The sequence below is a fragment of the Marinomonas sp. G8-14 genome, assembly GCF_055808935.1.
Genome location: NZ_CM147891.1, coordinates 3,591,484 through 3,603,974 on the forward strand (window position 1 = coordinate 3,591,484; position 12,491 = coordinate 3,603,974).

The following is a 12,491-nucleotide window of genomic DNA, read 5'->3' on the forward strand; positions in this document are numbered from 1 at the left end:
TACCCTTATTTTATGGAATGAAATCAATATGTTGGCAAAAAACAGATCGACGTACACCAACATGCCTTTTTGGTTGGCCGATACGTCTTTGGCAAGCAAGATTCACTCAAATGCTCGCTTTGAACTTCCACAAAAAGCCGACGCTGTGATTGTTGGTGGTGGTTTTACGGGTATCTCAGCGGCCATTACTTTGGCGCGAGCGGGGCTCAAAGTGATATTACTGGAAGGTGGTCGGTTAGGGGAAGGAGCCAGTTGTCGAAATGGCGGCTTGCTTGGCCCAAGCTTCAGCAAGTTGGGCGTGGATGGGCTAGAGCGTCAATATGGTCGTGATCAGGTGCATTCGACGATTAGAGAAAGTCTGGTGGCCTTTAATTGGCTGGTGGACTTTATCAAAGAAGAACAAATTGATTGCGATTTGTCTTTGTGCGGGCGTTTTCGTGGGGCCAGTCATCCAAGCCACTATGCGGGTTTAATTGAGCAGGCTGAAGAACTTGCCAAAGTAGTAGATTTCCCCGCGATTGCGGTGAGTCGTCAGGATCAATTCGAAGAAGTGGGTTCTAACGCTTATCATGGCGGCGTGGTTTATCCGACCGATGGTACTTTGCAGCCCGCTAAGCTACATCGTGGACTGTGTCATATCGCTCAGCAATCGGGCGTGTTAATGCTAGAACACACCAAGGTGCGTGATGTCAGTAAACAAGGCGCTAGCTACAAGGTTCAGTACGATGGCGGCGTTATCTATGCCGATCAAGTGATTATCGCCACAAATGGCTACACGGGTGGCGAGTTTGATAAATTCAAACGTCGTGTGATTCCGATTCGTTCCGCGATGATTGCCACCGAGGAATTGCCTGAATCTGTGATTCGTTCTGTGAGCCCGAAATTACGTGCTCATGGCGGTACTGAGCGTTTGGTGGCCTATTATCGACCTTCGCCAGACGGTAAGCGCATCTTGTTTGGCGGGCGGGCGTTTGGTCGCGGTGATCAGCCGCAACTGTATTCGAAATACCTGCAAGATTTCATGATTCGGGTGTTTCCCCAATTAGAAGAGGCCAAAATCGATTACGCTTGGTCGGGCTATGTTGCTTACACCTTTGACCATGTGCCTCACATCGGCCAAATGGACGATATGCACTACGCCATGGGCTACTGTGGTTCTGGTGTGGGTCGCGCCAATTATTTTGGTCGCAAAATTGCCCAACAGGTGCTGAATCAAGCGGAAGGGAAAACGTCTTTCGACCAGTTTCCATTCAATACCCGTCCACTTTACACCGGAAAACCTTGGTTTTTGCCAGCCATTATGCGATGGCATGATTTTGCGGATCGACGCGGCTGGTAATAGCAAGGCGAAGCAACGCTGGATTGAACACCTCTCAAAACCCTAGTGATTCACTTGGGTTTTGTTTTTTTTGCTGGGTATGCTTGAAATGCGTTTAGCTTTGAAGATTCAGAATGTGCTTTTTCAGATCGGTTGTTGAGATATTCGCCGTACGTGGGGCGTATAGGACGATGATATTATCTTTCGCTAAGCACTGGCTAAGGGCATTCCAACGCTCGCTGCCTTGCCATTCATCACCACAGATAACGGCGTTGATGTTGAGCGAGGCTATCCATTGAGCAGCTGCTTCGGTTTGAGACATGGGCGCGCCAACCAAATGGACTTCATCGACAATCGATAGTGCGCTGAGTATGGCCATGCGATCTTGTTCAGACATCACCGGAGCGTAGCCTTTGCTTTGCTTGCCAAACGCATCGGGCGCAACCCCCACAACAAGAACATCCCCTTGTTGTTTGGCATATTTCAGATAGTTGAGGTGCCCTTGGTGGAATAAATCGAAGTAGCCTAATGCGAGTACACGCTGTGGTTGGCTTTTCTGGATTGGCGGCTGGTTCTTCTGGATTGTCTGAAGGTGTTTCTCGATGGCGGCCAGTAGTGGATCGTCTGCTTTATGTCGTCGCAAGGTGGAAAGAATATTCAGCGCTTTTTGTGTGTTGCCTTTGCTCCACTCTCCGTAAAGGCGTGAGTAGCCATAACATAGCGCAAGCCAAGAAAAATGCCGTAAGTTAGCGGCGGATACTATGGTGTCGAAATATGGATCAGGAACGCGCCAATGTGCGCCATAAAGGGCAGCTAAAAACGCATCTGGTGCCGTTAAATGCCATATTTCTCCGGCAGGAGACATTTTGGCGTTAAGCTGAAGCGGGGGGAAGTAAGTGATGCGGTTCCAATCAAAGGGAACCTGATCCATCCAAAGTCCTGATATGGTTTCACCTGAAGGAAGCTCGGTACCATACCCGCATACATCCATGGTGATGCCAGACGTTAGGTGTATAAAGCAGCGAGGGTTGATCAAACCATAGGAGCGTGCTGTTTCCTGCCAACCTAGTGCGATTAACGCTTGGATGGCAGCGGGCATTTGTTGCCAATCAATACCAATATCAATGTCTTTGTCGTTGTCTAATAATTGCCCTGTACGCTCAAGGCCGAGTAAGGTGCCGGCGGTAGCAAAAGCATAAATCCCTTGTCGCTTTAGCTCGGCAAGAGTGGTCCATAATAAGGATTCGGCTCGGGGGCGATCAAACGTCGAGGTCTTTTTTATCGGCTGAGGATAGGCCGCCGCCGAAACAAAGGATTGAGACAAAAACGCCCCAAGGGCTTGATGAAAAGCGTGGGAGGCTTGGGGCAACAAGCGGCTTTGTTGATAGCACAATCCTAAGATGTGATATGCCTCATGCAGGTAAGGTTTTTCACGCAATAAAGCTTCAAGCCTTTCAATCCACGCGTTCCCCGTACCTTCTAAGACCGCCAACTGAGCGAGATAGATTTGCGGGATAATATATTCAGGTGCTTGTTTATAAATACCTTGAAAAAGTTGCTTGGCGTCTTGATATTGCCCGGCACGAAAATACTGCACGGCGAGCTGAATTTGGTCATCAATGGTCATGTTCTTCCTGCAGGGTATTATGTGATTGGGAGCAGTATTGTTCTTACTATTAAGGCTGGCTGGGTAAGTGCCTCTTGAGGTCTTAATCTAATACTTTTAGCAAGCAAACTACACGTTCTATTTCGTTAAAGCCAAGTTGTTTGTGAAGGTTAACGCTTTTTTCGTTGGTAATCGGAGCGTCGCTGCCGAGCCTCCTGAAAGCCTTTTTGTTTTGCCCATTCTTCAGCAGCGTGAATCAAAGCTTTGCCGATACCTTGCCCTTGGCAATCCGGTGAGACAAACCAAGCTTCGATGTAGGGCGTGGTTTGCTGGCTACTGCCAGGGACGTTGTCACGCAGGTTTAGCTCGATAAAACCGACCATCTTTTGGGCATCATCAAGGGCAATCAACACCTCTTGTACATTTGGATGGCTGCCATGAAAGAAGGCGTCGACTTCCGCTTGGTTAATGTTTTTTATTTCAGGCAGAAATTCGACTCTTAGCGCTGACCAAGCATTGCAATCTTGATGTCGAATAGAGCGAATGTTAATTGGCATTAATAGCGTCTTTTTAGTCATCAAATTAACCCTGCCGCTCATGCTTGCGTAATTTCTGTTAGAAAAATGAATATAATAGATTTTTCTATTCTCTTGAACACAGACTAGTAGGAGTATCAAAGCCCCTTACATTTTAACGTAACAAAATTTACGACTATATTTACAATTTTTTGACAAAATAAAACAATAATTGAGCAGTGTTTTATTCTACATGCACTATGTTTTGTGTAATGTTTTATAAGGGATTGTTCATTATGTTTAGTTTTTCGCGAAAATTGTATCTGGGTTTTTCTGTTGTACTGATATTACTTGGTGCTGTTGGTATTACTTCATATTTTGCTCTCAATAGCGCGTCTACCGGTTTTGAAGAGTATCGTTCGCTTGCAAGATCCACCAATGCCGTTAGTCAAGTTGAAGAGCGTATGTTGATGGTTCGTCTTAAAGTGAAAGATTTTTTACTGACGTCTGACGAAGAAGACAAACGCGAGTTTGATGGTTACTGGCAAGAAACTCAACAATATATGGATGAAGCGATATTGAATATTAAGCATCCTGAGCAAGTTGGTGTGATCAGAGTAATTGCCGATAACTTGAAAGAATACAATCAAGCTTTTAGTCAGGCGGTAACACTGCAAAAACAAAAAGATGAATTAGTTAATAATGTATTAAATCTTTATGGCCCCATTGTTGAACGGGATTTAACTAAAATATTGGTTTCAGCGAAGGACGATGGTGATATGTTTGCGGCTTATCACGCGTCACTAGCTACGCGAAGCTTGTTACTCGCCCGAGTGAACGCGTTGAAGTTTTTAGATTCTAGTACACAAGACGCTGTTGATATTGTGCATAAAGAATTTACAGAAATGAATGCACAGTTTCAGATTTTGAAGAAAGAACTTGAAAATCCTGAGCGTATCAACTTGCTAGATGAAGCAATAAGCAGCGCTGTGCTTTACGAACAGGGATTTGACGCTGTGGTAAAAGCGCAATTGGAACGTAATGCGCTGGTAAACGAGAAATTGAATCAAATTGGCCCTATGGTTGCCAAAATGACGGAAGAGCTTAGAGCCTCATTCCTAGAGGAGCAAAATATCCTTGGACCTGAGTTACAGCAAAGTAATTCGACCGCGATTATTGTGATTGAAGTGATTGTGGTATTGGCGATTGTGTTTGGTATAGCCACGGCCATCTTTATTACTCGTTCCACGATACAAAATCTGGGTGGCGATCCTATGATGGTCACAAATATTGTAAAACGCGTATCAGAAGGTGATCTTGATATCGATTTACCCAATAATAATGAAGACAGTGCCAGTTTGTATGCCGCTGTGAAAGTGATGGTGAGGAGTTCACGCGACAAAGCACACCTTGCACAAAAGATTGCCGACGGAGATTTATCGTCCAAAGTGGTATTAGCGTCGGATAAAGATGTACTGGGCAAAGCTCTGAAAGACATGGTCAAAAACCTTAACAATGTCTTGTCGGAAATCCAAAGCTCTGGTGATCAAATTGCCGCTGGTAGCTCACAAGTATCGAGCTTTAGCCAATCTCTTGCCGAAGGCGCGAACCAGCAAAAAGACAATTTACAGACGATTTCTGCGGCATTAGAAGAGCTTTCTGTGCAAACCAATGATAATGCAACAGGGGCAAAACAAGCCAGTCAATTGGCTCTTACGGCACAAAAAGCGGTTGCGCAAGGCCAGTCACACATGCAAGACATGGTAGCAGCTATGAATGACATAAAAGACGCAGGACAAAGTATTGCAGGCTTCATTAAAACCATTGATGAAATCGCCGAACAGACAAATTTATTGGCCCTAAACGCCGCGATTGAAGCCGCGAGAGCTGGCGAACAAGGGCGAGGCTTTGCAGTGGTGGCTGATGAAGTGCGTGGCTTGGCATCAAGAAGTACCGCCGCCGCCATGGAAACAGCCAAATTAATTCAGCTGTCTTCAGCCAAAACCGAAAGCGGTGTTGCTATCGCACAAAGTACGGCTCAAGCGCTTCAAGCGGTGTTTGATGGCATTAATGAAACCACGGATTTAGTGACGAAAATTGCCTCTGCCAGTGGCGAGCAAGCACTGGCAGTAGATGAAGTAACGCGTGCAATTGTATCCGTTGGCGATGTTGTCGAGTCTCAATGCCGCTGCTTCTGTCGAAGGCGCTGCTGCTGCAGAGCAGCTAAGCAGTCAAAGTGCTGTAATGAGAGACACCATGGCTCATTTCACTTTAGCAAAGAGCTAAGCGCATTTTTAAATGCTAGTGCTAAAAAACCGTTAGTGCCTCTAAGGTGCTAGCGGTTTTTTATTTTATATGGCGCAAACGGTAGCGATTATTGTTTGCCATAGGTTTCTGTTCAAACCTTCCTTAGTCTGTTGAAATGGCGTATTGTCATTTGATTGATTGTTTTTTCTTCAAAAAGAAAAATAATAAAAAGGAGAAAGGCTTTGAAAAAGTATCATAACTTATTCTTTATCCTTGTTTTACTCTGCTTCCCACTATTTGCGGCGAGCAAAGCGTCGATTAATGAACTGAATTCTTGTCGTGCTCTAGTGGACTTTGTTGATGTGAAATTAGATGAGTTTGCTGGTTATTACACGAAGGAAGACATGGCCTTGGTTCATAAAGGCTTATTAGCTTACAGTGAGTTTTTACAAAATGATGTGATAACGCCCATGTTATTAAACATGTACGGGGGGAACGCGGATCAGGCAAAGTTAATGCAAAATTTGTTTGATCGACAACAAGTGACTTTTTTCGCCATCTTAACGAGCGATATTCCAAAAGAAAACTGTTTACTGAATACGCGGCGGCGATAAACGATTGTACTGCTAAAGCTCGTGTTAGAGCAGACGTTGCCAAAGCCTTAAACACGTCTTTGAACGTGATGATAAAGCTAGCTCGGCAGAGCTAGCTTTTGTGTCGTGATTATTAAAATCCGCTGGGTTGATCTATCAACATGGAGGTTGATAACAAATACTGTTCGTTTAGATAACTGAGCAGTTCTGTGTTCACATCTTGCTGAATATTTGGCAGCCCTTGGTTACCAAAAATGCGATTTATTTCAATCACGTAGGGAACAGGTCCGACCATGGCAATGTCGAACCCTGCGTGGTTAATGTCGAGAGATTGTGCCAAAAATGTCACTAGGTCTTGGGCTTCTTTGGGAATCAATGCCACTTCCACTTGTCCGCCTTGGCTGATGTTGTTGTGGAAACCATTGTCTGACTGTAGACGCCAGTAACCACTGACAATCTTATTGCCTACCCAAATAACGCGCATGTCTCTGTCTATTGGTAGATATTCTTGCGCGTATAAGACATCTGTTTTCGCCACATAATCGCGCCACTGGCTCGGTGTTTCGATTAAAAACACACCATTTCCCATACTGCTACGAGGAATCTTGGCAACAAAGGGCGACGGCATTTCGTCCCAAATTTTATCCGCCTCGTAAGGTGTATTGGCGGCTATGATCGTATAAGGATGCTGATGCGGCACGACCGTGCGAAATGTGCGTGTCATTTCGACTTTATCGTGTCCTATCATGTATGACGCAAGGCTTGGAAAAATACGCTTTTTTAGCCCATGAACCAACGCGGTAAGCTGCCAGTATTGTGGGAATAGTAGCCAATCTGCCTCTTTGATTTCCTCCAAATGATCATACATAGATTCGGGTTTAATGTATTTAACCTGAGGTAAGTGGAGGGTTCTTAGTGCGTCAAACGAGATGATATTCATTATTTATAATCAATAGCCAAACATGGCGCGATTGTGAGGCCAGAAGCTGAAAAAATAAACAAAAAAATGCGCTTTTTTTAGCCTATTTTCGACTCAAAAAAAGCGTCCATTCGGGTAGCAAATAGCACCGTAAGAATCAGTGTTCTCGTGGTGCGTATTTGAGAAAAATACCTAATGAAATCAATAAGAATCCAGAACTCGCTACAATAGCAACGGGATAATACAAGTTCCCCGCCATATCCAGCTGACTGTATTTAATCACCATAATGAGACCTTCTAGCGCCATGGCGACACAAACGGTGCCAATAAAGCGCGGTAAAGTGCGACGTAGTAAAACAATAATATCGTGCTCATTATCACTGCCGTATTCTTTATTAATGACCATCGCCAATTCAAATACCGCAATGGCAATGATGTTGGAGTTGATGATTTTGATAATAACTTGGGTGAGGCTTTCGCCATGACGGTATTCACCTATGGCACCGAAAAAACTGGCGAGTACCACAAATCCTGCGAGGCTGAAGAAAATAGTAGCGAAGGTTTTGGCAAAAGCTTTTTGAAGGTTTATGCGCATTGTTAAGCACCTAATGTGTTTGATAACGCTTCTTACAATAGGGATTCGCCAGTAAATACATAGGCTTAAAAGCTCATTGCCATCAAGCTTCCTTGTTGATGACAAAAACTGTTCATTTTTTACGGAGAGGAATAAAAAAAGGGCGAATGGCTGTTCTGCCTGTCGCCCTTTAAGTTATGTTTCGTTGCGTTTATTCTGTTACGAGGAGCCTCTACTCCGTCGTCATTGTACTCAACCTTGGCCTTAAAGCCTTTTGTGAGTACTTGTTCAAATTTTCCACGCCAGTATTTAGCTTGAATGAGAGGGATACGATCACCGACCTGTGGTTTAGCGAGTGCATCAATGACCAAGGTGCCCCCTTGAATCATGGCGGTATTTTTTACGGTGAGAGCGGGTACGTTAACTTGGTCTAGATGGATGGTTAGCATGCCGCTTTGCTGTTGCAAGTTGTTCACATTCAGCCCGCTAGTGATTAACAAAACCCCGTTCTCTATAAAGACATCTCCAGAACCAAACGCAGTACGTGATTGCGCCTCTAGTACCCCTGCTTTTAAATGCGTTCCGCCGCTGTAGCTATTGTTGCCTGTTAGGGTTAACCAGCCCGTGCCTTGCTTGGTTAATAAGCCTTTGCCACTGATATCGTTACGCCACCAATCATGGGCATTAAATCGACCTTTATCAGCGTCCATGGTCACCGTGACATCCCCAAGGAAGGCGCCATATCCATCCGCTGCGGTGACATAATCTAATCGCCCCCACCCGTTTGACTCGTCTAGCACTGGGTAGCCGGAATCAATCGAGGTGGTGTACAACACCGCACGGCGTTGTTCAGCTGTTAAATAAGGCTGGCGTGTTTCCAGTAGTACTTCAGCACCTTTTGGTACGACAGGCGCTTGTCCGGCTTTACTCTTGTCTTGAGTAAAGCCATAGGTCATACGGAAACGATACAGAGCTTTGTTGCTATCGTGATCAGCCCAACGATCTGAAGAATCTTGCTGGTGCGCGAGATCGTAAAGCGAATCCCCAGCGGACATTTGGGAAAAATATTCGCCCGTATTCTCATAGGCGGCTTCTTTTAGCGCCGTGTTTTTCTCGTTAAGAAGAGCGGCTGCAGCCACCGCTTGCGATTGAATGCGACCACCAATCACATCGAATGGCGAATGCATACCCGCCACAATACGACTTTCACCCAGCTCAGAGCCGCGCGTCACCATTTCTGCAAAGCGTTCTGGAAAAGCATAAGCATACGCCCAAGCTGCTAAGTAACCTGCATTGGTGTGACCGCTTGGGAAAGCGCCATCTTTACGGCGGCCATCCTCTGCTTTACGGCGTTGGTATTTTAGAGAAGGAACAATAGACACGTTTGTATCGTACAGTTCGAAGGTTTTCCCGCCTAAGCTCTCTGTGTCGGGTTTGCCATCGTGATTAGCGTCCAGCGGAATCACTTGCCCTTCATCGTTCATACGCCAAGGGCGAGGAGACGAGAAGGTGTATTTTGCTGGTGAAGTAGAGGCTGAACTTTCACGAAGCAAATGTACCAAGTCAACGACCTTGCCTAATTCAGAAGAAGACAAACCTTTTGCTTTATCATCATCTCCACCTTCGGAATAATCCAGCGTCGCGTTGGCGTCAAAATAAGCGGGATCGGAAGATGCTCTAGTGACATCGTTAACAGTATGCAGTGGTACATTCGAATGTGCTTGAGCACCTTTTATATAGGCGTTAGTCAGTGGACCAAAGCCGTCAATCACACTAAAATTCTTGTCTCGACGATCATCTAAATAAGCATCCAATGTTTGTTGATACGTCCGATTATTCGTGACTTTTACTACATAGGCGATGTTTTCTTGCCATGCTATTGGGTTAATAATTTTGACGTTGCTAAAATCTGCAGGGCCTTTACTGTTGGCACTGCCGTTTGCCCATTGTTCGTCTCCTAGCGTCCATATTTGGTTAAATCCAGACAGCAGGGTAAGAATGGGGTTATAGTCGGGGTCGTATTTATGTTCGTTACCGTTGTTTTCAATATTGTCCACAGCTGGTAGAGGAAACGAAACCTTGGGTGTAGGTACGACTTGTTCATAACCTACTCCCGTTGGTTTATCTGCACCCTGCCTAATGGCGCAGGCGGTTAAAAATGATACTGTGATGAGGGCAAGTGTTAGGGGTTTAAGAACCGGATATGACGAGTGTGTCTTAGTTTTCATGAACATGAGTATCCATAGGAGTGTTAATAAACATCCTCCCAAGATACTGTTAATTTGTTAATGTTTTGTGACTCACGCTGGATTAACAGGCAAAATCCAGCGTACTTATTTTAGGTTAAGATTCCAATAGCTCGTTTGATTGCGTCTTACGAATTTTACGCACAGAATCAATGATAAGCATGGCTAAGGCTGACCAGATCAAGGTAAACGTAATGAGCTTTTCTGGACTGAGTGGCTCGTCATACAAAAATACCGCTAATATAAACATTCCCGTGGGGCCAATGTATTGGAAAAAGCCTAAGGTTACCAAGCTGACTCGGTTCGCCGCGGCGGCAAAACACATTAATGGCACCATGGTGATAGGTCCCGCTGCAAACAACAACCAATTCACCGTACTGCTGTTTTCAAACATATTGGCGCTAGGAGAATCGCTCATTAGCAAATACGCCAGCGCAAACGGCAGCATAAGCGCGGTCTCAATCGCCATTCCAGTAAAACTGTCCACGGCTACTTTTTTGCGGACTAACCCGTAAATACCAAATGTCAGTGCCAGCGCTAAAGCTACCCAAGGCAAAGAACCAAACTGAATAACTTCAAAAGCGACCGCACAAAAGCACAGACCAACAGCGATCTTACGCGTTCTATCTAACTTGTCTTGGAAAAAAATCATCCCCAATAAAATACTGATGAGCGGATTAATGTAGTAACCCAAGCTGGCGCTTAGCAACATATTGCTTTGTACTGCGCAAATGAAAATCCCCCAGTTAAGACCAATTAACACGGTCGATACCAGCATCGCCAACAGTGCTTTGGGTGAACGCAAAATCCTGATCAAGGCCGCGCCATAGCGCAACGCAACAATCAGTACCAACACAATAACGCAAGACCAAATAATTCGATGAGCCAGCACTTCTTGGGCAGGCACAAACGACATTTCTTTAAAATAGATAGGCGCAATCGCCCATAGAGTAAACGCCGTTAACGCGTAGAAAATGCCGCTTTTTGATGAGGTTTGCATTGAAATAATCCTATTCAATGAATGTTGTTTTTAGGCATAAGAGTGTATAGCAATACTGGTTAAATGGTCAGATTTTTATTGAAAGCTGAATGACTATCTTATGCAACGATTCCAGTGACGGTGAAACAGACAATTTCATTTGCGTACTGATTGAACGTATTGCCTAAGCTGGGGGATGGGTTTAAAGTTAAGCCATTAACTTTACATTAATCGAACTTCGGGGCGGGGTGAAATTCCCCACCGGCGGTAATTTGACGAGATTGAAAAATCTATCAACAGCCCGCGAGCGCCTTGTTTCTTACGTTAAGAAAAGCATCTTAGACATGTCGTTTAAGAAGCAAGGGTCAGCAGATCTGGTGAGACTCCAGAGCCGACGGTTACAGTCCGGATGATAGAAGATCGACCAAGCGTGAGTGCACGAACTTGTCTTCGTGTCTCTGTGCTGCGCCTTTCTGTGTGCAATTCTTGGTATATTCGTTTTCATCACCCCTGTACATCTTATTGATTGGAGAAACCAAAGATGGCAGGCACTTTTTTTATCATGATCGCGTGCTTCACGTGGGCGCTTGATACGTTAATTCGTTATCCCTTGTTGGGTGCGGGTTATTCCACCCTACAAATTGTTTTGATCGAACACCTTACCTTGGTGTTGTTTGTCGCGCCTATGTTGTGGCGTTATCGTCATGTGTATCGCCACATGTCGATCAGTGGCTTTTCGTGCTTGTTTTTCATTGGCGGTATTGGTTCTGCCATGGGTACCTTGGCGTTTACCGAAGCTTTTCACTATTTGAATCCCACGGTGGTGATCTTGCTGCAAAAGCTGCAACCGATCGTGGCAATTTTGTTGGCGTATTGGTTACTGAAAGAACGCATTGAAGGGCAGTTTGTCCGGTGGGCCGCGGTCATTTTGCTGGGCAGCTTTGTGATGATGTGGCCAGATCTACGCCAACTAGGCGATGCCCAATGGCACTATTCAAGTGACACAACAAGCATTATGAAAGGCTATGGTTACACCCTAATAGCGGTGATCGCTTGGGGCGCAGCAACCGTGTGCGGCAAATACTTGTCCCATCAACACATGCCAGCCAACGCGATTATGTCGGGACGTTTTGTAGCTGGCTTATTGGTGTTATTGCCTTTGACGCTGGCCCAATCAGACAGCCTCATTCCCATGACATCCATTGACTTGAGCTTGGCAATTGCTATGGCGCTATTGAGTGGTTTTGTGGGCATGTGGTTCTACTATCAAGGATTGAAAACCGTGCCAGCACAACTTGCCACCTTAGCCGAGTTATCGTTCCCTGTCTTTGCCGCCGTGATCAACTGGTACTTCCTCAACATGGGATTAACCGCCTACCAAATCATCGGCGGCTTGATGCTCATCCTCGGCAACATCGGTTTGCGCATGAAAGAACTGAAAAAAACCGAATTGGCGCCAGTGACTCAGTAGTTTTTAGTTAATTAAAACAGTCT

10 protein-coding genes and 1 riboswitch are annotated in these 12,491 nt (G+C 45.2%); of the genes, 4 read left to right on the forward strand and 6 right to left on the reverse strand.

Annotation, left to right across the window (positions count from 1 at the left end):
* The first annotated feature begins 28 nt into the window (after positions 1–28).
* Positions 29–1,339: an NAD(P)/FAD-dependent oxidoreductase gene (locus tag AC0L6V_RS18260; protein WP_409418876.1), complete on the forward strand. Its 1,311-nt coding sequence runs from the start codon at positions 29–31 to the stop codon at positions 1,337–1,339.
* Between the two features lie 94 nt (positions 1,340–1,433).
* Here AC0L6V_RS18260 and AC0L6V_RS18265 read toward each other — a convergent pair whose 3' ends face one another.
* Both AC0L6V_RS18265 and AC0L6V_RS18270 read right to left on the reverse strand, forming a co-directional pair.
* On the reverse strand, positions 1,434–2,945 hold the full coding sequence (locus AC0L6V_RS18265) for an adenylyltransferase/cytidyltransferase family protein (RefSeq protein ID WP_409418877.1): 1,512 nt from the start codon (positions 2,943–2,945) through the stop codon (positions 1,434–1,436).
* Positions 2,946–3,094: 149 nt separating this feature from the next.
* Complete coding sequence (locus AC0L6V_RS18270; RefSeq protein ID WP_418138481.1) at positions 3,095–3,502, reverse strand: GNAT family N-acetyltransferase; 408 nt, start codon at positions 3,500–3,502, stop codon at positions 3,095–3,097.
* 233 nt (positions 3,503–3,735) lie between these two features.
* Between AC0L6V_RS18270 and AC0L6V_RS18275 the strand changes: the two genes are divergently transcribed.
* Positions 3,736–5,778, forward strand: a complete 2,043-nt coding sequence (locus tag AC0L6V_RS18275; RefSeq protein ID WP_265219783.1) for a HAMP domain-containing methyl-accepting chemotaxis protein — start codon at positions 3,736–3,738, stop codon at positions 5,776–5,778.
* A gap of 150 nt (positions 5,779–5,928) precedes the next feature.
* Positions 5,929–6,300, forward strand: a complete 372-nt coding sequence (locus AC0L6V_RS18280; RefSeq protein WP_265219784.1) for a hypothetical protein — start codon at positions 5,929–5,931, stop codon at positions 6,298–6,300.
* A gap of 112 nt (positions 6,301–6,412) precedes the next feature.
* Here the strand turns inward: AC0L6V_RS18280 and AC0L6V_RS18285 are convergent, their stop codons facing one another.
* From AC0L6V_RS18285 to rarD, 4 genes are all read right to left on the reverse strand, one after another.
* Entirely contained in the window at positions 6,413–7,219 is an 807-nt protein-coding gene (locus AC0L6V_RS18285; RefSeq protein ID WP_265219785.1) for an ATP-grasp domain-containing protein, read from the reverse strand.
* Positions 7,220–7,355: 136 nt separating this feature from the next.
* A complete protein-coding gene (locus tag AC0L6V_RS18290; protein WP_265219786.1) occupies positions 7,356–7,793 on the reverse strand; it encodes a hypothetical protein in 438 nt (145 codons plus the stop codon).
* Between the two features lie 119 nt (positions 7,794–7,912).
* Positions 7,913–10,000, reverse strand: a complete 2,088-nt coding sequence (locus AC0L6V_RS18295; protein WP_418138482.1) for a phosphatase PAP2 family protein — start codon at positions 9,998–10,000, stop codon at positions 7,913–7,915.
* Positions 10,001–10,115: 115 nt separating this feature from the next.
* Entirely contained in the window at positions 10,116–11,018 is a 903-nt protein-coding gene (gene rarD, locus AC0L6V_RS18300) for an EamA family transporter RarD (protein WP_265219788.1), read from the reverse strand.
* Between the two features lie 209 nt (positions 11,019–11,227).
* Positions 11,228–11,422, forward strand: a riboswitch (FMN riboswitch).
* A gap of 116 nt (positions 11,423–11,538) precedes the next feature.
* Here rarD and AC0L6V_RS18305 point away from each other — a divergent pair.
* Positions 11,539–12,468 carry a DMT family transporter gene (locus AC0L6V_RS18305; protein ID WP_265219789.1) on the forward strand — a complete coding sequence of 310 codons (930 nt, stop codon included), beginning with the start codon at positions 11,539–11,541 and terminating at the stop codon, positions 12,466–12,468.
* The last annotated feature ends 23 nt before the right edge of the window (positions 12,469–12,491 follow it).